General features: G+C 71.7%; 21 protein-coding genes. 15 read left to right on the top strand and 6 right to left on the bottom strand.

Annotated features, from left to right (window positions below; all coding sequences use genetic code 11):
• Positions 1–36: 36 nt before the first annotated feature.
• A complete protein-coding gene (locus DB32_RS37940; RefSeq protein ID WP_053237539.1) occupies positions 37–1,164 on the bottom strand; it encodes a GTP-binding protein in 1,128 nt (375 codons plus the stop codon).
• Between the two features lie 56 nt (positions 1,165–1,220).
• On the opposite strand from DB32_RS37940, the gene DB32_RS37935 reads away from it, so the two are divergent.
• The 7 genes from DB32_RS37935 (at position 1,221) to DB32_RS37905 (ending at position 7,346) form a co-directional block, all read left to right on the top strand.
• Positions 1,221–2,228, top strand: a complete 1,008-nt coding sequence (locus tag DB32_RS37935) for a DUF4388 domain-containing protein (RefSeq protein ID WP_053237538.1) — start codon at positions 1,221–1,223, stop codon at positions 2,226–2,228.
• A 287-nt stretch (positions 2,229–2,515) separates the two neighbouring features.
• Positions 2,516–3,559, top strand: a complete 1,044-nt coding sequence (locus tag DB32_RS37930; RefSeq protein WP_075097721.1) for a thiamine pyrophosphate-dependent dehydrogenase E1 component subunit alpha — start codon at positions 2,516–2,518, stop codon at positions 3,557–3,559.
• 78 nt (positions 3,560–3,637) lie between these two features.
• Positions 3,638–4,807 carry an alpha-ketoacid dehydrogenase subunit beta gene (locus DB32_RS37925; protein ID WP_083458289.1) on the top strand — a complete coding sequence of 390 codons (1,170 nt, stop codon included), beginning with the start codon at positions 3,638–3,640 and terminating at the stop codon, positions 4,805–4,807.
• Positions 4,804–5,640: a hypothetical protein gene (locus tag DB32_RS37920; protein ID WP_053237537.1), complete on the top strand. Its 837-nt coding sequence runs from the start codon at positions 4,804–4,806 to the stop codon at positions 5,638–5,640. Before DB32_RS37925 ends, DB32_RS37920 begins: the two co-directional genes overlap by 4 nt.
• 162 nt (positions 5,641–5,802) lie before the next feature.
• Positions 5,803–6,048 (top strand): hypothetical protein, encoded by a 246-nt coding sequence (locus DB32_RS37915; RefSeq protein WP_157069986.1) that lies wholly within the window; start codon positions 5,803–5,805, stop codon positions 6,046–6,048.
• 22 nt (positions 6,049–6,070) lie between these two features.
• A complete protein-coding gene (locus DB32_RS37910; protein WP_053237535.1) occupies positions 6,071–6,334 on the top strand; it encodes a hypothetical protein in 264 nt (87 codons plus the stop codon).
• An 88-nt stretch (positions 6,335–6,422) separates the two neighbouring features.
• The gene (locus tag DB32_RS37905) at positions 6,423–7,346 is read left to right on the top strand and encodes a hypothetical protein (protein WP_157069983.1); all 924 of its coding nucleotides are present in this window, start codon (positions 6,423–6,425) and stop codon (positions 7,344–7,346) included.
• 136 nt (positions 7,347–7,482) lie between these two features.
• Here the strand turns inward: DB32_RS37905 and infA are convergent, their stop codons facing one another.
• The 5 genes from infA to DB32_RS37880 form a co-directional block, all read right to left on the bottom strand.
• Complete coding sequence (gene infA / locus DB32_RS37900) at positions 7,483–7,746, bottom strand: translation initiation factor IF-1 (RefSeq protein ID WP_053237533.1); 264 nt, start codon at positions 7,744–7,746, stop codon at positions 7,483–7,485.
• A gap of 122 nt (positions 7,747–7,868) precedes the next feature.
• A complete protein-coding gene (locus tag DB32_RS37895) occupies positions 7,869–8,612 on the bottom strand; it encodes a glycerophosphodiester phosphodiesterase (RefSeq protein ID WP_053237532.1) in 744 nt (247 codons plus the stop codon).
• Between the two features lie 18 nt (positions 8,613–8,630).
• On the bottom strand, positions 8,631–9,563 hold the full coding sequence (locus DB32_RS48795) for a tetratricopeptide repeat protein (protein ID WP_053237531.1): 933 nt from the start codon (positions 9,561–9,563) through the stop codon (positions 8,631–8,633).
• Complete coding sequence (locus tag DB32_RS48790; RefSeq protein ID WP_053237530.1) at positions 9,560–10,018, bottom strand: hypothetical protein; 459 nt, start codon at positions 10,016–10,018, stop codon at positions 9,560–9,562. The genes DB32_RS48795 and DB32_RS48790 overlap by 4 nt, the downstream gene beginning before the upstream one ends.
• A 27-nt stretch (positions 10,019–10,045) precedes the next feature.
• Complete coding sequence (locus tag DB32_RS37880) at positions 10,046–11,389, bottom strand: ATP-binding protein (RefSeq protein WP_053237529.1); 1,344 nt, start codon at positions 11,387–11,389, stop codon at positions 10,046–10,048.
• Positions 11,390–11,606: 217 nt separating this feature from the next.
• Here DB32_RS37880 and DB32_RS37875 point away from each other — a divergent pair, with 217 nt between their 5' ends.
• From DB32_RS37875 to DB32_RS37840, 8 genes are all read left to right on the top strand, one after another.
• Positions 11,607–13,283 (top strand): DUF937 domain-containing protein, encoded by a 1,677-nt coding sequence (locus DB32_RS37875; RefSeq protein WP_053237528.1) that lies wholly within the window; start codon positions 11,607–11,609, stop codon positions 13,281–13,283.
• A 51-nt stretch (positions 13,284–13,334) separates the two neighbouring features.
• On the top strand, positions 13,335–14,324 hold the full coding sequence (locus DB32_RS37870) for a YsnF/AvaK domain-containing protein (protein WP_053237527.1): 990 nt from the start codon (positions 13,335–13,337) through the stop codon (positions 14,322–14,324).
• 86 nt (positions 14,325–14,410) lie between these two features.
• Positions 14,411–14,785 carry a group I truncated hemoglobin gene (locus DB32_RS37865; protein WP_169791690.1) on the top strand — a complete coding sequence of 125 codons (375 nt, stop codon included), beginning with the start codon at positions 14,411–14,413 and terminating at the stop codon, positions 14,783–14,785.
• Positions 14,782–15,789: an ABC transporter ATP-binding protein gene (locus DB32_RS37860; RefSeq protein ID WP_053239095.1), complete on the top strand. Its 1,008-nt coding sequence runs from the start codon at positions 14,782–14,784 to the stop codon at positions 15,787–15,789. Before DB32_RS37865 ends, DB32_RS37860 begins: the two co-directional genes overlap by 4 nt.
• Positions 15,786–16,583 (top strand): ABC transporter permease, encoded by a 798-nt coding sequence (locus DB32_RS37855; RefSeq protein WP_053237525.1) that lies wholly within the window; start codon positions 15,786–15,788, stop codon positions 16,581–16,583. The genes DB32_RS37860 and DB32_RS37855 overlap by 4 nt, the downstream gene beginning before the upstream one ends.
• A gap of 64 nt (positions 16,584–16,647) precedes the next feature.
• Positions 16,648–17,760, top strand: a complete 1,113-nt coding sequence (locus tag DB32_RS37850) for an FIST signal transduction protein (protein WP_083458284.1) — start codon at positions 16,648–16,650, stop codon at positions 17,758–17,760.
• A gap of 422 nt (positions 17,761–18,182) precedes the next feature.
• Positions 18,183–19,820: a DUF1592 domain-containing protein gene (locus DB32_RS37845; RefSeq protein WP_053237523.1), complete on the top strand. Its 1,638-nt coding sequence runs from the start codon at positions 18,183–18,185 to the stop codon at positions 19,818–19,820.
• Between the two features lie 2 nt (positions 19,821–19,822).
• Positions 19,823–21,340, top strand: a complete 1,518-nt coding sequence (locus DB32_RS37840; protein ID WP_157069978.1) for a DUF1552 domain-containing protein — start codon at positions 19,823–19,825, stop codon at positions 21,338–21,340.
• The last annotated feature ends 14 nt before the right edge of the window (positions 21,341–21,354 follow it).

The following is a 21,354-nucleotide window of genomic DNA, read 5'->3' as shown; positions in this document are numbered from 1 at the left end:
CTTACGCGCGGAGCCGCGCTTCCTTCCGCGTCGCGCTCAGATCGCCTGCGCCTTGAGCTTCGCGGAGATGAGCATGTAGAGCGCGAACAGCGCGTCCTTGTCGGTCACCGCGCTCTCCGGCATCAGCACGAGCCGACAGAAGCGCAGGTACTCGCGGCCATCGAGCCCGAGCAGACCGGCCTTCGCCATCGGGCTCTCGTTCGCGAGCGTGCCCGGTAGCGACTCGAGCAGGCGCGCGAGCGCGCGCGCCGAGAGCTCGAGCGCGTGCTTGTGCGAGCCCTGCCGGATCGCGTCCTCGATCTCCACCACCGTCGCGGTGTCCGCGCCCTCCCAGAGCGGCGCGAACGAGATGCCGACGTCGGGCGACGCGATCGGCGGAGGCACCGCGGTCTTCGCCGCGCGCACCACGTCGGTCGACTCGTTGAGCGAGAACGCCTCGTGCTCGCCGGAGTCCACGATGCGCTGCAGCTCGGCGACGATCCCACCCGCGACGCCGCGCGGCCGCACCGACTGCGTCGCCGCTGCTTCGGGCGAAGGCGGCAGGAGCTCGGCGGGCGTCTCGCGCGGCGCGCTCTTCGGCAGCTCGTTCCACAGCGAGCGCACCACGAGCCCCGAGATGTCGCGCAGCGCTTCGAGCACGCCGACGCCCGCGTTCGCCGCGGTCTCGTGCTCGGGCGCGCCGAGCGCGTTGAGGTCCGCGCGCATCTGCTCGACCGACATCAGGTCCGGCAGGTCGCGCTTGTTGTACTGCACGACGAACGGGAACCTCGCGAGGTCGATCCCCATCTCCTCGAGGTTCTGCTGCAGGTTCTCGAACGACTGCAGGTTCGAGTCGCGCGCCGCGCGCTGCGAGTCCGCGACGAACACCACGCCGTCGGCGCCGTTGAGCACGAGCCGGCGCGTCGCTTCGTAGAACACCTGACCGGGCACGGTGTAGAGCTGGAAGCGCACGCCCATGCCCTGCACCTGGTTCACGGTGATGGGCAGGAAGTCGAAGAAGATCGTGCGGTCGCCCTCGGTCGCGAGCGTGAGCAGCTGACCGCGCCGCTCGGGCCGCACCGCGTCGTAGATCGCCTTCAGCGTCGTCGTCTTTCCCGACAGACCGGGGCCGTAATAGACGATCTTGGCGGAGATCTCGCGAGCGAGCGGGTTGATCAAGGACACGACGCACGAACGTTATCAGATCAGCCGACCCCTTCGTGATAGGTTGTCGACCTTCGATGCTGCGCGGTGATCTCGCGACGATGCCGCTGACCGACGTGCTCCAGTGGGCCGAGGCGGCGAGGCGGAACGTACGGATCGAGATCGAGCGCGAGAGCGGGCTCGGCGCGTGGATGATCACCCACGAGCGCGAGGTGATCGCGAGCTCGATGCCGCACGTGCGCGGCGTGCTCGCGTCCGACGGAACGCCCGACGCGCCCGGGCCGGGGCTGCGCGCGGCTGCGATCGAGTCGTTGCTCGATCTGTTCCTCGAGACGCAGGGGCGCTTCACGCTGCGCGACGTGTCCGAGAGCGGCCCCGCGTCGTCCGAGGCCGCGGTGAAGCTCGCAGTGCCGCTCGGGTTCCTCGTGATGGAAGGCCTGCGTCAGCTCGACGAGTGGCCGCGCCTCGCGTCGACGTACCCCGACGACGCGGCGCGGCTGCGCGCGATCGGCACCGCGCCCGACGACGAGCTCGGCGCGGTGCAGGCCGCGATCCTCGAGCAAGCACGCCGTCCGTTCGGGTCGGGCACGCCGACGCTCGCGGAGATGCAGCTCGTGCTCGGCCTCTCGCGCACCGCGCTCCTCCGTCGCGTCGACGAGCTGCGCGCGATCGGCTGCGTCGAGGTCGAAGGTGCGCTGCCCGGCGCGCGTGATCTCGCGGCGACGCTGATCGATCAGGCTGCGGTGCTGGTGCGCGAGGAGCAGTTCGCCGAGGCCGCGCACGTGCTGCGCTCGCTGCTCGCGAGCAGCCCTGCCGACACGCGCGTGCGGCGCTTGCTCGAGCAGACCGAGCGCGCGCACCTCGCGGCCTGCTACGCGCAGCTCGCGAAGACCGACGTCGTGCGGATCGCGCGCCCGCCGAGCAGCGCGATCTCGAGCGCGGACCAAGCGCTGCTCGACGCGCTCGCCCAGAAGCCGCGCAGTGTGGCGGCGCTCACGCTGCTCTCGCCCCTGCGCGAGCTCGAGACGCTCCTCGCGCTGATTCGCTTGCGCAAGAAGGGCATCGTCGAGGTCTCGCCCGCGTAGCCGACGCGAGCACGCGGTGCCTAGATGATCGCGCAGGGTGGCGATCGACTCGACGACGACGCACTGCGTCGCGATCCGTAAACGCGATCGTTCCGTCTTGTTTCGTGACGCGCACGACGCGGTGCGGCGTGAGGCGCGTCAATGCTTCTCGACGGACGAGGCCGGAAATGCGTGGTAGAGGTCGACCTATGGCGGACTTCAGCCACACGTCTCCGAGCGGCTTTCCTGCGCCATTCGCTACGCTACGTGCACGCGCAGAGCCGCTTCCCGCGGAGCTCCTGTTGCGCATGCACGAGCGCATGGTCGAAGCGCGCTCTCTCGAAGAGCGCCTCATCCGCATGCAGCGTGGAGGGGACGGCTACTTCTGGATCGGCGGGCCCGGCGAAGAGGCGTTCAACGTCGCGCTCGGCCTGCTCGCGAAGAAGGGCCAGGGTCTCGATCACGACTACCTGCATCTGCACTATCGCTCGAGCGCGACGCTGCTCGCGATGGGCGCCGATCCGGTGGACGCGCTCCGGCAGATGAAGAGCGTCGCGACCGATCCCTACTCGGGCGGTCGCAACTTCTGCGGTCACTACAGCAAGCGCGAGTGGAACGTCGCGCCGATCACCTCGCCGATCGAAGTGCAGTACGCGACCGCGATCGGCACCGCGATCGCGCAGAAGCGCGCGGGCGGCGAGGGCATCACGATCGTGCAGGGCGGCGACGCGGGCACGGCCGAGGGCGACTTCGCGAGCTGCCTCGTCTGGGCGTCGCGCCCGGGCTTCGAGCTGCCGATGCTGATCATCGTGACGAACAACGGCTGGGGCATCTCCACGCCGGGCCACGAGCAGCACGGCGAGCAGCGCATCGCGGATCGCGGCAAGGCGTTCGGGATCCGCACCGCGACGATCGACGGCAACGACGCGGAGAGCGCGTACCGCGGCCTCGAGGACGCGATGCGCTACGTGCGTCGCGAGCGGAAGCCGTTCCTCCTCGAGGCGTACGTCTCGCGCCTCTACGGGCACTCGAGCTCGAGCGGCTCGAACTACGTCGAGAGCGAGATCGACTGCGTGACCGAGATCGAGAAGAAGCTCGTCGCGCGCGGCCTGCGCACCAGCGACGAGTGCGACTCGCTGCGCAACGAGTACGAGCAGTTCCTGCTCGAGGCGGCGAAGACGGTCTCGCTCGAGCCGAAGCCCGAGCCGGCGTCGGTCTGGGAGCACGTCTTCGCGGATCGCGACATCGTCGGCGAGGGCGCGCGCAAGGTGCCGCACGACAATCGTCTGTGGAAGGCGCCGAGCTGCACGTTCCCGACGACGAAGGCGTCGAAGAACGGCAACGCCTCCTGAGCTGATCGATCCACCACGACGACGATTCGACGGGGCCCTCTCGGGGCCCCGTCGCGCATGAGAAACCCGGAGCTCCTCATGGCAACGATGGTCCAGGCAGTCCGTCTCGCGCTGCACGTCGGCGAGACGAAGCTCGGCGTGACCGACATCTTCGGCGAGGACGTGGGCCCGCCGCTCGGCGGCGTGTTCACCGCCACGCAGGGCCTGCGCACCGCGTGGAACTCGCCGCTCGACGAGCGCGGCATCGTGGGCGCCGCGATGGGCCTCGCGATGGCGGGCCAGAAGCCGGTCGCCGAGATCCAGTTCTGCGACTACGCGTTCAACACGATCGACCTGCTGAAGCTCGCGGGCAACACGCTGTGGTCGAGCAACGGCGACTGGAACGTGCCCCTCGTGCTGATGACGCCGGTGGGCGCGGGCATCCACGGCAGCCTGTACCACTCGCACTCGCTCGACGCGCAGGCGACGCGCATCCCGGGCTGGAAGATCGTGATGCCGAGCAACCCGCGCGACGCGTACGGGCTGATGCTCTCGGCGATCCAGGATCCGAACCCGGTCATGGTGCTGATCCCGAAGGCGCTCATGCGCGTGAAGGCCGCGGGGCCCGACGAGATGATCCCCGGTGAGCCCGACGACGCGCGCGCGCTCGGCAAGATGATCGACGCGCCGATCGGCCAGCGCGAGGGCTGGGAGCCCGAGTGGCCCGAGACCGCGCTCGAATTCGTGCCGATCGGCGCGGCGAAGACGGTGCGTCGCGGCGAGCACGTCACGGTCGTGACCTACGGGCGCATGGTCGGCGTCGCGAAGCGCGCGGCGGACGTGCTGTCGCGCGAGGACATCGACGTCGAGCTGATCGACCTGCGCTCGCTGCACCCCTACGACTGGCCGGCGATCGCGGAGTCGGTCTCGCGCACCGGGCGCGCGGTCTTCGTCAACGAGGACACGGAGATCACGAACTTCGGCGAGCACCTGATCCGCCGCTGCGTCGAGGAGCTCTGGGACTCGCTGCGCGCGCCGCCGATCCTCGAGGCGGGCAAGCACCTGCCGGGCGTCGGTCTCGCGGAGCCGCTCGAGGCGGCGACGATCCCCGGGCTCGGCTCGGTGACCGACGCGATCCGTCGCTGCGTGCGCCAGCCCGATCGCCGCATGGGCACGTCGCGCCCGCGGCGCGACTTCGCGTTCACGTGGACCGGTGAGGCGCCGGTCGGTCCGTTCGACGCGTACGAGCGCGCGTTCCGGCATCGATGAGCCAGTACGGGCTCGCGGCGCGCTGCCCGTCGTGTGGCGCGGCGCGGCTCGAAGAGGCGAGCAACGAGCTCGTGCGCTGCCAGGTGTGCGGCGCGATGCTCGATCGTCATCTGCGCCCGCTGCCGCCGATCCACGGTGCCGGCGCGCCGCGATCGAGCGACGTCCCGCCGCCGATGCCACCAGCGCCCGAGGTCGTCGACGACGCGGAGCAGACGTGGGTCCGGCTCGACGCGAGCGAGGAGATCCCGACCGATCCCCGCGCGCAGCAGCACTTCGAAGGGGCCATGCACCCACGCATGGCGGAGCCCGCGAGCCATGCATCCATGCATGGCCCTCCGCAGGCGCGCGGATCGTTCGCGCCGCCGCCTCCGCAGGTGGCTGGACCGTTCGCCGCGCCGCCTCCGAAGGACGCGTTCGAGCGCGACGCGCAGAAGCGCCCGTGGTTGCGCGCCGTGGGCGATGGAGGTCCGCCGCAGGGCATCGACCTCCTCGTCCTGATCCTCGCGGGGATCGACATCCTCTCGATCGGCCTCTGGGCTCGCTCGAACGCGCCGATCGCGGGCTTCTACATGATCCCGCTCGGGGTCTCGCTGCTGATCGCGTACTTCTTCTGGGCCGGGAAGAACTGGGCGCGCTTCCTCCTGATGACGGGCGCGCTGATCGAGCTCGCGATCGGCGGCATCGCGTTCGCGACGGTGCGCCGGCACATGACCGGGCCCGAGATGTTCTCGCTCGCGGCGCGCGTCGCGTTCGACGTGTACTTCCTCTGGTTCTGCGTGCGCCCCGACACCGTGTCGTACTTCGAGCGACGCTCGGGCCGCCCCAAGCGGTGAGCGCTTGCTGGAGTGCTCGTGCCGCAGGTCCCGGACGGGAGCGCGCGAAGCGCGCGGACGGTAGGGACCGGCGGTCGAGCCGATGTTCGACAGCGCTTGCTGGAGTGCTCGTGCCGCAGGTCCCGGACGGGGGCGCGCGAGCGGCGGGCACCACTGCTGCATATGCACGCACGCAGATGGATGGTCGCGATCGTGGCGCTCGGCCTCGCGCTCGGGCTCGCCGCGGGTGTCGCGCTGCGATCGAGCGCGACCGCGCAGACCCGGGGCTACGCCGAGTGCTACGCGCAAGCGCTCGTCTTCAACGACGTGACAGCGCTCTCGACGCCGCGCACGACGACGCCGATCCCGAGCGGGTGGACGATCGTCGGCGTGCACGGAGGTCCCGCGACGGTCGTGCTCTGTCGCTGACGGGTGCCTATCTCACCTCTCGATGAGCACCCGCGACGTCACCACGCCGGCCGAGCGCATCGATCTGCTGCTCGAGCAGGCGCGTCACTTCCTCGAGCTCGATCTCGTCGGCGAGGCGATCGCGCGCACGCGCCACGCGCTCGCGCAGTGCGAGAAGGAGCTCGCCCATGCGGGCGACGCCGTCACGCGGCGCGAGATCATCACGCGCCGCGAGATCGCGATCGACCTGCTCAACCGGCTCGGCGGCAAGCCGCTGCCGTCCGACGAGGAGCACGGTACGATCTGACCGAGTGTCCAACCTCGGCTCGCCGGCGCAGCACCCTCCCGTCCGCGTGCTCCGCACGCTCCCGTGCGAGCTCCGCACCGATCGCTCGATGCATCGACCTCTCGTCCGTGCGCTGCCAGTCCTCGTCGCGCTGCTCCTGACGCACGCGAGCGCGCGCGCGCAGCTCGAGGGCGCGGTGCACCTGCGCACCGGGTTCATCCCCGACCCCGCGGTGCTCGAAGGGCGCGCCAGCGCGACGCGTCCCGCGAGCGAGCTCGCGTCGGCGTGCACCGGCTTCGTCGGGACCTCCCCGAGCCACGTGCTCGCGCTCGACACGCGCTTCGGGTACCTGCGTCTCTTCGCGACCGCCGACGTCGACCTCGTCCTCGCGGTGCGCAACGCGCGCGGGGAGTGGCTGTGCAGCGACGACCGCTTCGGGCCGCATCCCGCGGTCGAAGGGCTCTTCCCCGCGGGGCGCGTCGAGGTGTGGATCGGCGGCAAGACCCTCGGCACGAGCGGCGACTACCAGCTGCGCATCACCGAGACGCGCAGCGTGAGGCCGGGCATCGGCGAGGCGTCGACGTGGGACGAGGGCGAAGCGCTCGCGCGCGATCTCGGGCTCGAGGTCGAGGCGACCGAGGGCAGCCACGAGGGCATCCGGCTGCAGCGCGGGTTCCTGCCCGATCCGCGCACGCTCGCCGGCGCGGCGGGCGGACCGATCGACGCGACCTCGCTGGGCGGCACCTGCCGCGGGCACATCTCGGCGCGGCCGACGCACGCGATCACGCTGCGCAGCGACTTCGACTTCCTGCAGCTCTGGGTCGATGCCGAGGGCGATCGCGAGGAGGAGCTCACGATCATCGTGCTCACGCCGCAAGGACGTTTCCTCTGCGACGTGGGGACCCGCGAGGTGCCCGACGTCGCGGCCGACGCGTGGCCCGAAGGGCTCTATCGCGTCTGGGTCGGCACGCTCGCAGAGGACACGACCGAGCCCTACCGGCTCGGGGTCTCGGAGATCCGTCGGGTGCGCTGAGCGCGCGCACGCGCTCGCCTCCTCGCCGGGGCGGCGAGGCTCGAGGCGAGCCGTCATCGAGATGTCGAACCGAGAGAGCGGGAGACCGTCGGGGCCCGCGCGATCCATCCGCGCCGCGCGACGCGCGGCGTGCGGGTCACTTCGCGCGGTAGACGATCATCCCGTGGGTGAGGTCGTACGGGCTGAGCGCGACCGTCACGCGATCGCCGAGGATCACGCGGATGCGGTACTTGCGCATGCGGCCGCAGAGCTGCGCGCGGACCACCGCGCCTGCGTCCGTCTTCACCTCGAACTGACCACCGGCGTAGACGTTCGAGATCACGCCGTCGAGCTTGACGTGATCGTCACGCTCGTTGTCTTCCTCGTAGAACGCGTCTTCGTTTCTCCGTCGCCTTGCCACGCATCGCCTTCGGAGCGCGGACACGAGGCTCCGCGTGCAGGGCGCGCGCGGCCGGTCCGGCTCAGGGCGGCGTATATAGTGAAGTACGGCGTGGGTGGCAACGGCACGCGCCTTGATAGCCCTCAGCGGCGCAGCGCGGCCACGAGCCCGGCGGGATCGTCGGTGATGAGCCCGTCGATGCCCGCGGCGGCGAGGGCGAGCGCGCGCTCGGGCGCGTTGACGGTCCACGCGTTCACGAAGTGGCCGCGCGCGTGCCAGCGCGTGATCGCGCCCGGCGTGCAGAGCGTGTGGTGAGGGTGCAGCCCGTCGGACGGGGTCACGCGGCGGAGGAGGGCGCCGCGCACCTCGCCGGTGTGCTCGGGATCGAACAGGAACGCGAGCGGGACGCGGGCGCGGAGCGCACGGAGCGCGACGAGGATCTCGGGGCGGAACGACGAGACGAAGAGCCCCTCGCGCTCGCTGGGCCTGCGGCGCGCGAACAGGCTCGCGACGGCGCGCGCCAGGGCGAGGCGGTCGGGCACGTCGCCCTTGAGCTCGACGTTGACCAGCGCGCCGCGCGCGAGCGCGAGATCGAGCGTGTCGTCGAGCGTCGGGATCGTGTCGCCGCCGGCGTCGATCGTGCGGAGCGTCGCCGCGTCGAGATCGGCGACGCGCTCGGGGCGCTTCGCCACGCGCTGCAGATCGGGGTCGTGCGCGACCATCACGATGCCGTCGCGGCTGAGGCGGACGTCGAGCTCGACGCCGTCGGCGCCCTCGTCGAGCGCGAGCGCGAACGCGCGCAGCGTGTTCTCGGGCGCGCGCTTCGACGCGCCGCGATGACCGTAGACGAAGGGACGACCGCCGCGCGCGCGAAGCCGTGTGATCACGCGCGGAGGTTAGCGCGGTCAGTAATCGTCGCGGAGGCTCACCGTCTCGAGCTCCTTGTCGAGCATGCGACGGAACACGCCGGGCCCGATCCACGTGTACGCGCAGACCGCGAGCCACGCGTACTGGAGCAGCGACGCCGCGCCCTCGAGATCGAGATCCTCGAGCACGAGGCGCGCGATGCGGTAGGTGATGAACGTCGCGAGCATCAGCGCGACCGAGCGTCCGTCGCCGAGCACGCTCGTGAAGCTCGCCCACCGCCACCACAGGCCGAGCCACAGGCTCTCGCGCGCCTTCACCTGCGCGAGCAGGTTCAGCGCCTCGAGATCGGTGGCGTCGTTGCGGAGCGCCCAGATCGCGTGCTCGCGCGCGCCCGCGACGTCGCCCTTCTTGAGCAGCACGAGGCCCATCGCGACGAGCGCGCTCGACGCGCCGGGGTGCTCCTCGAGCGCCTCGCGCGCGTGCTGCTCGGCGGCCGCGAGATCACCCGCCTGGGCCTCGAGCCGCGCGAGATCGGCGAGCGTCTCGGGATCGGTGGGATCGATCGCGAGCGCCTTCTCGAGCCAGCGACGCGCTTCGTCGCGTCGGCCTCGCAGCGTCGCGAGCGTGGAGAGCGCGACGTGCGCCGGCACGTCGGCGGGCTCGAGCGCGAGGGCGGCATCGAGGTGGCGCTGCGCATCGTCGAGCCGGCGCATGCCGATCAGCACGACGCCGAGCACGCGGTGCGCGTTCGCGCTCTCGGGCGCGAGCGCGAGCCCGGTCTCGGCCTCGTGCAGCGCGGCGTGGATGCGGCGCTGCTCGTAGAGCGCGAGCGCGAGCATCAGGTGCGCGTCGGCGTGATTCGGCTCGGCGCCGAGCACGTCCTTCAGCACGCCGATCGCTCCGGCCCAGTGGCGCTGCGCGAGGAAGCGACGCGCGATCTCGAGCTTCCGATCCGCGAACGACTCGCTCACGAGAGCACCAGCATCAGGAAGAGCGGCAGCTCGGGGAGGATCGTCGCGCGGAGGATCGCGCCCGCGATCACCAGCGCGAGCCCGCTGCGCGCCTTGTGCCCGAAGTGCTCGAAGAGCCCGAACGTGCGCTCCTGGAGCGTGTGCAGCCAATACGCGACGCCGAGCTTCAGCCCGAGCATCACGAGCACGACGTAGCGCGCGGCCGGTCCCGCGGCCTCGGCGCCCAGCATCGCCATCACGAGCACCGTGACCACGACCGAGCCGACCGCCGCGATCGCGACCCAGCGCTGCTCCTGCTTGCGCGTCGCGCTGCCCATCGCGATCGAGTTCACGATGAACCAAGGCCACGCGAGCCACGCGCCCGCGAGCATCTGCGCGAGCAGTGGCCAGAACGGCCGCACCGCGAAGCGCGCGAGCCCGCTCGCGCTCGGCTCGTCGACGATCCGATAGCTCATCGCTCTCCCCGATTCTTGAACACTCGTTCAACCCTTCCCGTGTCGATCGAGGAACGCGAGGACCTCGTCGTACTGCCCGGCCTCGTTCGCGTAGCGCGCGTAGTTGCGCGCGGTCGTGAGCCACTCGCTCGTCGTCGCGCGCGTCTCGCCGAGCGCGCGCACCAGGTGCGCCTGGGTGATCGGCACCTCTGCGCCGCGCTCGAGCGACTCCTCGATCGCCGCGTCGGTCGCGTTCTCGACCAAGTGACCGAGGTCCGCGCCCGAGAGCCCGCTGGTGCGCGCCGCGATCGCGCCGACGTCGATCGCGTCGTCGGTCGGCTTGTCGCGCAGCAGGATCTCGAGGATCGCCGCGCGCGCGCCGCGATCGGGCGGCGGCACGAAGAGCACACGATCGAAGCGACCCGGGCGGCGGAACGCGGGATCGATCGCCCACGGCACGTTCGTCGCACCGAGCACCAGGACGCCGCCGTTGTTCTGCGCGAACCCGTCCATCTCCGCGAGGAACTGGCTGACGATCTTCGACGCGTGCATCTCGCGGCTGTACTGGCGCTTGCCCGCCAGCGCCTCGAGCTCGTCGAAGAAGAGCACCGCGGGCGTGCTGCTGCGCGCCTTCTCGAAGATCGCGTGGAGCTTCCGCTCCGACTCCCCGATGTACATGTCGAGGATGTCGGAGATCGCGACGTCGAAGAACGTCGCGTCGCACTCGCCCGCGGTCGCGCGCGCGAGCAGCGTCTTGCCGCAGCCGGGCGGTCCGTAGAGCAGGATCCCGCCGCCCACGCGCTTCTTGAACCGCTGGAAGATCGTCGGCTTCTGGAAGGGCAGGATGATCTTCTTCTCGATCTGCCGCTTCACCTCGTCGTGACCGCCGACGTCGCGCAGCGTGACCTTCTCGCGCGCGGGCTGGAGCATGCGGACGACGTCGGCGTCGTCGGTCGCGTCGTTCGCGATCACGCGCAGCTTCGGGCCGCCCGGGCGTGAGACCTCGCGCACCTTCGCCTCGAGCGCGGCCGCGAGCTCCTTGTCCTCGAGCGTCGGGTTCGCCGCGAGCGCGGCGCGGTACGCGACGAGCGCTTCGTCGCGGCGATCGAGCGCGAGCAGCGCGCGAGCGCGGCGGATCGTGATCTCCGGGCGATCGCCGGTCGCGAACGCGAGCGCGCGCGTCGGGCTCTCGGCGCGGAGGTACGCGTCGATCGCGAGGATGCGTTGCGCGGGCTCGAGCACCGCGCTCGGATCGACGACGTCGAGGTGTCTCGCGGCCCGGCGCGCCTCGCCTGCGGCGAGCAGCGTCTCGACGACGATCGCGCGCAACGCGAGGTTGTCTGGGGATGCGGCCAGCGCTTTCTCGAGCGCGTCCAGCTGGGCAGTGCTCACGGGACGACGAAGGTAGCAGGACGCGCGTCCCGACGCGCCCCACGCGCGCGTGGCGGAGGGTCCCTCGTGCCTCACGTCGCTGGCTCGGTGCGACGACGTGGGGCCCGGGAGCGGTCTGCGCGTCCGACGTCACACGCACGGTCGATGCAGCGCGGCCAACGCCTCCCGCGTCCGCGCGTGCTCGCGCGAGCGGACGAGGCGGAAGGAGCGATCCGTCGTGGCGATCAACCTGTTGAACGAAGTGACGTCGGCGATCGGGACCGACACGCTGAGCGGGCTCGGTGGAGCCCTCGGCGAGAGCCCGGACGTCGTCCGGCGCGGCGCGCACGCCGGCATTCCCGCCATCCTCGGCGGACTGACGGCGATGGGCGACACGCCGGGCGGCGCATCGCGCGTGCTCGCGCTGGTGCGATCGAGCCAGTACGACTCCGAGGGCTCGCTCTCACGCATCACGTCGTCGTTCGGCCGAGCAGGGATCGGGGCCGAGCCGCTCGCGCGCGAGGGGTCGGGGATCCTCGGATCGATCTTCGGATCGCGCACCGACGAGGTCGCGGGTGCGCTCGCGGGCCGCTCGGGCATGAGCGGACGCTCGATGGGCGGCCTGCTCGCGATGCTCGCGCCGCTCGTGATGGGCGTGCTCGGGAAGACCATCCGCGAGCAACGTCTCGACGCGAACGGGCTCTCGTCACTGCTCGGTCACCAGCGCTCGTATCTCGGCGGGCTGGTGCCCGACGAGGTCACGCGGACGTACGGCGTGGTCGGGCCGCACGTGTACGAGCGGCCTGCGCCGGTCGTGACCGAGCCGGTGCGCACGCAGCGCGTCGCCACCGAGGAGCCGCACAAGAAGCGGCCCGCGTGGCTGATCCCGCTGCTCCTGCTGGGCGCGCTGCTGCTCGCGCTGTTCTTCCTGTTCCGCGGGCGCGGCGAGGAGCGGCGCGCCGCGGTCGCGCCGGTGCCGGTCGAGCGCGAGGAGCGCGCCGCCGTGCGCGAGCCGCCGGCGAAGCCCGAGCCCGCCGCGACCGCGACGACGACGCCCGAGCGCGAGCCTGCCGGCAAGCCCGAGGCGACGCCTGCGCCGATGGTCGCGCCGGTTCCCGAGGGCACCGAGGCAGAGCCCGCGATGGAGCCGCAGGGAGAGCAGCAGGCGACGCTCGGTGGCACGCCGCCCTCGGGCGCGATGCACGAAGAAGAGGCCGCCGCGGCCGAGCAGGCCGCGATGGAAGAGCAGCAGGCCGCGATGGAGGAGCAGCAGGCCGCGACCGAGCAGGCTGCGATGGAAGAGCAGCAGGCTGCGATGGAGGAGCAGCAGGCCGCGACCGAGCAGGCTGCGATGCAGGAGCAGCAGGCTGCGATGGAGGAGCAGCAGGCCGCGACGGAGGAGCAGGCCGCGATGGAGGAGCAGGCCGCGATGGAGGAGCAGCCTGCGATGGAGGAGCAGGCTGCGGCCGAGCCGATGCAGCCCGCGCCCGGCGAGGAGACGCTCGCCGAAGCGCCGCGCGGCGGCATCGACGCGCTCGCCGCGTCGTTCGAGGAGGGCTCGGGGGAGTCGCTGCCCGCGCGCTTCACGATCGACGGGCTCGACTTCCGCTCCTCGGAGGCCGACCTCTCCGCGGACTCGCCCGAGCTCGATCGCCTCGCCCAGATGCTGAGCGAGAACCCGAACGCGCGCGTGCGCATCGAGGGCCACACCGACTCGACCGGCGATCCCGCGTTCAACGACTCGCTCTCGCAGATGCGCGCCGAGGCGGTGCGCGACGCGCTGGTCACGCGCGGCGTCCAGCCCGATCGCATCGAGGCCCAGGGCTACGGCGCGTCGCGTCCGATCGCGTCGAACGACACGGAGGAGGGTCGTCGAGAGAACCGTCGCAGCGAGATCGTGCTGCTCTCGCGCTGACGCGAAGGAGGAGCACCCCACCGAAGGAACCGAACAGGAGGAGAAGTCATCATGGCCAAGACTGTCGTCGGGCTCTTCGACGACGCCACGAGCAAGCGCGTCGAGAGCGATCTTCTGGGCGCGGGCTTCGCCCGCAAGGACATCCAGCGTCGGGGCAGTGCGTCGATGCGTGATCTCGAGAGCCTCGGGATCCCGCGCCCGGACGTCGGACGGTACGAGTCCGCGATGAAGAGCGGACGCACGCTCGTCATCGCCGAGACCAGCGATCTCGAGGCCGGCAAGGCGAGCGACATCATGCGGCGGTACGAGCTCGCCGAGGCGCGCGCTGCGACGACCGCGACCACCGCGACCACCGCGACCACCGCGACGACCGACGCCGCGCGCGTGAAGGCGGGCGAGCGCGAGGTCGTCATCCCGGTCGTCGAGGAGGAGCTCGAGGTCGGCAAGCGCGAGATCGAGAGCGGCGGCATCCACGTGATGACGCGCGTGATCGACAAGCCCGTCGACGTCGACGTCTCGCTCCGCGAGGAGCACGTGCACGTCGATCGCAAGCGCGTCGATCGCCCGGCGACCGAGGCCGACATCGCGGCGGCGCGCAGCGCGGGCGACATCGAGATGAGGGAGCACGCCGAGCGCGCGGTCGTCGGTAAGAGCGCGCACGTCGTCGAGGAGGTGCGCGTCAGCAAGGACGTCGCACAGCACGTCGAGCACATCCACGACACGGTCCGGAAGACCGAGGTCGCGGTCGAGCCGCTCGCCGGGTACGACGCGACGTTGCTGCGCGAGCACCGCGGGCACTTCGATCGCACGTTCGCCTCGAGCGAGGGCGCGACGTGGGAGAGCTACGAGCCCGCGTACCGCATGGGCCACTCGTTCGCGATCGATCGCCGCTACGGCGGCCGCGAGTGGACCGCGGTCGAGCGCGACCTGCGCACGCGCTGGGAGACCGAGCACCCCGGCACCTGGGAGCGCATGAAGGGTGCGATCCGTCACTCGTTCGACCGCGCGCGCGGCGCCGTGGGCGCGCCGCGGCACGCGTAGCGCGCGGCGCGACGGCGCGGGCTGCTCTCTCGGGCGGCTCGCGTCGTCGTGCGCGTCCCGGGGGCGCCGGATAGACATGGGCGATGGTGTCCCGGTTCGAAGCGATCGGCGGTGAGCGCGCGCTGCGCGCGATCATCGACGACTTCGTCGCGCGCATGACCAGCGACGCGATGATCGGGTTCTTCTTCGCGAAGGTCGATCGCGCGCGGCTCGCCGAGAAGGAGTACGAGCACGCAGCGGACTTCCTCGGCGCGCCCGACGTGCGGTACACGGGGCGTCCGCTGCGCGCGGCGCACGGGCCGCACCGCATCTTCGGCGGGCAGTTCGCGCGGCGGAAGGAGATCCTGCGTCAGGTGCTGATCGCCCACCGCGTGCCCGAGGACGTCCAGCGCGCGTGGCTCGAGCACGTCGAGTCGCTGCGCGCCGAGGTCACCAGCGATCCCGGCAGCGAGTGTCGATGAGCGACGCTCAGATCGTGGTGCGCGATCTGCGCAAGGAGTTCCGCGTGCACCAGCGCGCCGCGGGGCTGCTCGCGGCGACGCGCTCGCTCTTCCGCCGCCCCACGACGATCGTGAAAGCGGTCGACGGCATCTCGTTCTCGCTCGCGCGCGGTGAGCGCGTCGGGTTCCTCGGGCCGAACGGCGCGGGCAAGACCACGACGCTCAAGACGCTCGCGGGATTGCTGCACCCGACGAGCGGCGAGGTGCGCGTCGACGGGCACGTGCCGCAGAAGCGCGAGGTGCGCTTCCTCGAGAAGGTCACGCTCGTGATGGGGCAGAAGCAGCAGCTCCTCTGGGATCTGCCGCCGGTCGAGACCTTCGAGCTCAACCGCGCCGTCTACGAGGTGCCGCGCACGCGCTTCGAAAAGACGGTGCGCGAGCTGAGCGAGCTCCTCGAGCTCGGCGATCTCGTGAAGAAGCCCACGCGCGAGCTCTCGCTCGGCGAGCGCATGAAGTGCGAGCTCATCGCGGCGCTGATCCACGAGCCGAAGGTGCTCTTCCTCGACGAGCCCACGATCGGCCTCGACGTCGCGATGCAGGTCGCGGTGCGCGAGTTCGTGCGTCGCTACAACCAAGAGCACGAGGCGACGCTCATCCTCACGAGCCACTACATGGACGACGTCGCGGCGCTCTGTCCGCGCGTGCTCGTGATCGACAAGGGCGTGCTCAGCTACGACGGCGCGCTCGACGAGCTGGTGCGCCGCGTGCGCCCCGAGAAGCGCGTCGTGCTGCGCTTCTCGCGCGCGGTGGAGCGCGGCGATCTCGACGCCCTCGGGAAGATCGTCGAGCACGCCGGCGAGCGCGCGGTGATCGACGTGCCCCAGCAGGATCTCGGCGCGCGGGTGTCGCGCGCCCTCGAGACGCTGCCGGTGATCGATCTCGAGGTGACGAGCGCGCCGCTCGAGGAAGTGATGAGCGAGCTCTTCGCGCGCACGCGCAAGGAGCGGGCGGAGCACGCGCGATGATGCGCACGCTGCGCGCGATGCCGACGCTGATGCGCGTCGGGTTCGCCGAGGCGATGGCGTACCGCGCGGAGCTGCTCGTCTGGGTGCTCACCACGACGATGCCGCTCGTCATGCTGCCGCTGTGGATCGCGGTGGCCGAGACCGGCCCGGTGCGCGGCTTCACCGGCGACGACTTCGTCGCGTACTTCCTGACGACGTTCGTCGTGCGTCAGGTGACGAGCGCGTGGGCGAGCTGGACGATCAACTACGAGGTGAAGAACGGCACGCTCGCGCTGCGCCTGATGCGCCCGATCCATCCGTTCTGGGCCTACGCGATCGAGAACCTCGCCGCGCTCCCGATGCGCCTGCTCGTCGCGGGCCCGGTCGCGATCGTCGCGCTGCTCGCGACGTCACGCGATCGGCTGACCAGCGATCCGCGCATGCTCGCGATCTTCTTCGTCTCGCTGATCGGCGCGTGGTCGATCACGTTCCTCGCGCACGTCGCGGTCGGGACGCTGAGCCTCTGGACGCAGAGCAGCATCAAGGTGATGGACGTGTGGACCTCGGGGTTCTTCGTCTTCAGCGGGTACCTCGTGCCGATCGCGCTCTTCCCCGAGCCGGTGCGCGGGCTGCCCGAGTGGCTGCCGTTCCGCTATCAGCTCGGCTTCCCCGTCGAGGTCCTCACGCGATCGATGGCGCTCGAGGACGCGCTCTCGATGCTCGCGCGGCAGTGGGGCTGGGTGCTCGGTCTGGGCCTCTTGTGCGTCGTGCTGTGGAACCGGGGGCTCAAGCGGTTCCAGGCGTTCGGCGGCTGAAACAATTGTGGAACATCGACCGACTCGGCAGACTCGACTCGTCTGGGGCTGACGAGGAGAGAAGATGCGGTTGGTCGATCTCTCGGTGGCGGCGAGCGGCGCGTCGCGCGCGCGGTGGGCGCTGGTCTACAGCACGTCGGACGCGGCCTCGGCCGCGCTCGCGACGTCGGCGCGCACGCGGGCGGACGTCGTGCTCGGGTGCACGTCGTCGGGCGGCGTGTTCACCCCACGCGGGTTCGAGCGCGGCGCGTTCGCGCTGCTCGGTGACGAGGGCGATCCCACGGTCGAGATCGCGGGGCGCGCGTGCAACGCCGCCGCCGCGCGCCGCAGCGCCCGCGATGCCGCGCAGCAGATCGTGAAGCGCCTCGGCCGCAAGCCCGACGCGCTCTTGTTGCACGCGACGCCGGGCTTCGAGGAGCGCCTCATCGAGGGCGTCGACGACGCGTTCGAGGGCGCCGCGCCCCCGATGTACGGCGGCAGCGCGGCCGACGACGATCTCAGCGGGCAGTGGCGTGTCCTCCACGGCTCGACGATCGAGCGCGAGGGCTTCGTGCTCGCCGGCTTCGCGAGCTCGGCGCCGATCCACGGCTCCTTCGTGAGCGGCTACGTGCCGGGCCGACAGCGCGGCACCGTCACGCGCGCCGCGGGGCGCGTCGTGTACGAGATCGATCGACGCCCCGCGGCCGAGGTCTACGACGAGTGGCGCGGCGGCGAGCTCGGTCACGAGCCCGGCGTGGTGCTCGCGAAGACGACGCTGCACCCGCTGGGGCGCGTGATCGATCGCGTGGGCAACCTCCCGCGGCATCTGCTCTCGCACCCGCACGAGGTGCGCTCCGACGGCGCGCTCACGCTCTTCACCGAGGTCGCGACGGGCGACGAGCTCGTCATGATGATTGGCTCGCGCGGCTCGCTGATGGATCGCACGGAGCAAGCGGTCTCGCGCGCGCTCGGCAGCGAGCGCGGTCGCGCGCTGCGCGGCGGCGTGCTCGTGTACTGCGGCGGCTGCGTGATGGCGATCGGCGACGCGGCGCGCGAGGTGGGCACGCTCTACTCGCGCGCGATCGGCGGCGCGCCGTTCATCGGGGCCGCGACGTTCGGCGAGATCGGGTGCTTCACCGGCCCGACGCCGACGAACCGCCACGGCAACCTGATGTGCGACACGCTCTTGTTCGCGTGAGCCTACGGGAGCGCGCGGACGGTAGGGGCCGGCGGGCGAGCCGATGTCGTGCCGGAGTGCTCGTCCCGCCGGTGCCGGACGGGAGCGCGCGGAGCGCGCGGACGGTAGGGGCCGGCGGGCGAGCCGATGTCGTGCCGGAGTGCTCGTCCCGCCGGTGCCGGACGGGAGCGCGCGGAGCGCGCGGACGGTAGGGGCCGGCGGGCGAGCCGATGTCGTGCCGGAGTGCTCGTCCCGCCGGTGCCGGACGGGAGCGCGCGGAGCGCGCGGACGGTAGGGGCCGGCGGGCGAGCCGATTTGTTTCGAGCCGGGGGCGCGAGGCCCGGGCGCGGGGTCTCGGAACCCCGCCGCGTTCGCGGACATCCGCGCGTAACCATTCACGATTCGTCGTGGCGCATCGGTTGCGTTGCCGGTGAACCGTGACCATGCGTACGCACCTCGCGCTCACGTGCGCGCTCGCGCTGACGGGCGCGTGCAGCGGCGCGCTCGACGACGCGCCCGCCGGGCCGTCGGGCACGTCGCGCACCCCACCCGGTCCCGGCGCGACCTCGACCGTCGCGTCGGTCAGCGGCGCGCGCCGTCTCTCGCAGGCCGAGCTCGATCGCACGCTGTTCGATCTGCTCGGCGACGACACGCGCCCCGCGCGTCGCCTGCTCGCCGAGGACGAATACGCGCCCTACGACAACGACTACACGCTGCAGCGTGCGTCGCGCGCGCTGATCGAGTCGCTCGAGGCGCTCGCCGAGGACGTCGGCACGCGCGCGGTCGCGAATCCCGCGGTGATGGCGCGCATCGTCCCGTGCACGCCGGCGAGCGACGGAGACGAGGCGTGCTTCCGTGCGTTCGTCGCGTCGTTCGTGGGCCAGGCGCTGCGTCGTCCGCCGAGCGACGACGACGTCGATCGTTACCTGCCGCTGCTCGCGTTCGCGACGGAGGACAACCCGTACGTCGACAACGACTTCTCCACCGCGGTGGACCTCGTGATCCGCGCGGTGATCCAGGACCCCGAGTTCCTCTATCGCATCGAGGTCGGCGAGCGCACCGACGACGCCGGCGTCTTCACGCTGGGCGATCACGAGATCGCGACGCGGATGGCCTACCTGCTCTGGGGCACGACGCCCGACGCGACGCTCCTCGCCGACGCGGCCGCGGGACGGCTGCGCACCGGCGAAGGTCGCCGCGCGATCGCCGAGCGCATGATGGAGGACGAGCGCGCGCGCGAGCAGGTGCGTCGCTTCCACGCGATGTGGCTCGGCTATCGCTCGATCCCGCACTCGGCGGAGCGCGTCGCGCAGTTCGATCGCGAGACCAGCGCGCTCATCGATCGCGTCGTGTTCGACGAGGCGCGCGCGTACACCGACCTCTTCGCGAGCGACGAGACGTTCGTCGACGCCGCGCTCGCGACGCACTACGGGCTGCCCGCGCCGAGCGATCCCGCGGGCGCGTGGGTGCGCTATCCGGAGGGGAGCGGGCGCGCGGGCATCCTCGCGCACGGCAGCGTGCTCGCCGCGTTCAGCAAGTTCACCGACACCAGCCCCACGCAGCGCGGCATCTTCGTGCGCACCCGATTGATGTGCGACGCCGTCGCGCCGCCGCCGCCGACCGTCGACGTCGATCAGCCGCCCGGCGGCGACGGAGGCGACGCGCTGTGCAAGAGCGAGCGCTACGCCGCGCACAGCGACATGTCGTCGAGCTGCGGCGCGTGCCACGCGCAGTTCGATCCGATCGGGTTCGGGCTCGAGCGCTTCGACATCTCGGGGCGCGTCCGCGAGCACGACGAGGGTCGCCCGGAGTGCGCGATCGACGGGGTCGGCGAGCTGCCGGGCGTCGGTGCGTTCAGCGGTCCCGCGGAGCTCGGCGCGATGTTGATCGCGGAGGGCGAGATCGACGACTGCGTGGTGCGGCAGGTGTGGGAGTTCGCGGTGGGCCGCGACGCGATGACCAGCGAGCGCGCAGCGATCGACGCCACGGTCGCGCGCTTCCGCGAGAACGGTCGCTCGATGCGTGGCCTCTTGATCGATCTCGTCGCGAGCGAGCGCTTCGCGCTCCGGGCGGAGGAGTGATCATGCGATTGAACCGCAGGACGATGTTGCTCGGCGCGGGCGGGGTCGCGATCGGTCTGCCGCTGCTCGACGCGATGCTCGAGCGTCGTGGATCGCGGGCGCGCGCGCAGACCGCGCCGTCGCGCTACTGCGTCGTGTTCGCGGGCCAGGCGTGCGGCGGCGACGGATGGGCGAACGATCGCTCGATGGTCGCCGGCGTGCGCAACAGCGAGACCGGGCACTGGATCGTGCCCTCGACCTACGGCGACGGATACGAGATCACGACGCCGCTGCGCCCGCTCGAGACGATGCGCGATCAGCTCCAGATCGTCTCGAACATGCGCATCCCGTACTCGACCACGTCGACCGACGCGGCCGCGGTCCCGCCGGGCGGCGCGTATCGCGACTTCCACGGCGGCGGGAAGAGCCCGCTGCTCAGCGGCACGCGCTCGACCGAGGCGCGCTTCACCTGCAACGGGCCCACGAGCGATCAGCTGATCGCGCAGCTGCACGCGGGCGCGACGACGCACGAGTCGCTGGTGCTGCGCGCGCAGCCGAGCTGGTATCTCAGCGGCTCGAGCTACGCTGGGCGCCAGTACGTGAGCTATCGCGGGATGCGCGATCCCATCGAGGCGCAGACCTCGCCGCAGATCGCGTTCGACTCGCTGTTCCGCGGGTTCGTGCCCGACGACGACGCGGCCGCCGCGCGCCAGGACTTCGAGCGCCGCGCGCGGCGCAGCGTGCTCGACGTGGTGCTCGGCAAGCGCGATCAGCTCCTCGCGCGGCTGGGGCGCGCCGATCGCGAGCGCATCGAGCGGCACTTCGACGAGCTGCGCGATCTCGAGACCCGCATCGCCGCGCTCCCTCCGGTCGCGGGCGGCGGCTGCGAGGTGCCGACCGATCCCGGGCCCGACTCGCCGATCGGCGGCGACAACACCGGCAGCGGCAGCGACGACATCCGCCCCGGCGCGGGCTACTCGAACGAGCACGAGCGCGCGCGGATCATGGCGGACCTGATCCACATGGCGTTCGTCTGCGACCTCACGCGCGTCGCGACGCTGCAGATCACGACCTTCCAGAGCCACATGAGCGTGCTGCCGGTGAGCGAGATGCTCGGCACGCCAATCTACGCGGACCTGCACGAGGTCGGGCACAACGGCGACGCCAACACGCGCGGTCAGTTCGCGGTGAGCCTGATGATGCAGTGGCACGTGAGCCACTACGCGTACCTGATCGACAAGATGCGCGGCACGAGCGAGGGCGACGGCTCGCTGCTCGATCACTCCGTCGTCGTGTTCACGCCCGAGGCGGGGCACGGTCGACAGCTCAACGACGCGACCACCGACTTCCAGACGCACAGCGTCGAGCGCATGGTGATGCTGGTCGCGGGGCGCGGTGACGGCTCGCTGCGCACCGGGCAGCACGTCGACGCGGCGGGCGCGCACCCCGCGCACTGCCTCGTCACCGCGATGCAGGCCGCGGGCTACGAGAGCGACACGCTCGGCGAGGTGAGCGGGACGATCTCCGCGATGACGAGCTGATCGGGAGTACGATG

Origin of the sequence: Sandaracinus amylolyticus, from assembly GCF_000737325.1 — a bacterium.
Taxonomy (GTDB): domain Bacteria; phylum Myxococcota_A; class Polyangia; order Polyangiales; family Sandaracinaceae; genus Sandaracinus; species Sandaracinus amylolyticus.
The sequence above is the reverse complement of the archived record's forward strand: the minus strand, read 5'-3'. Positions and strand labels throughout refer to the sequence as shown.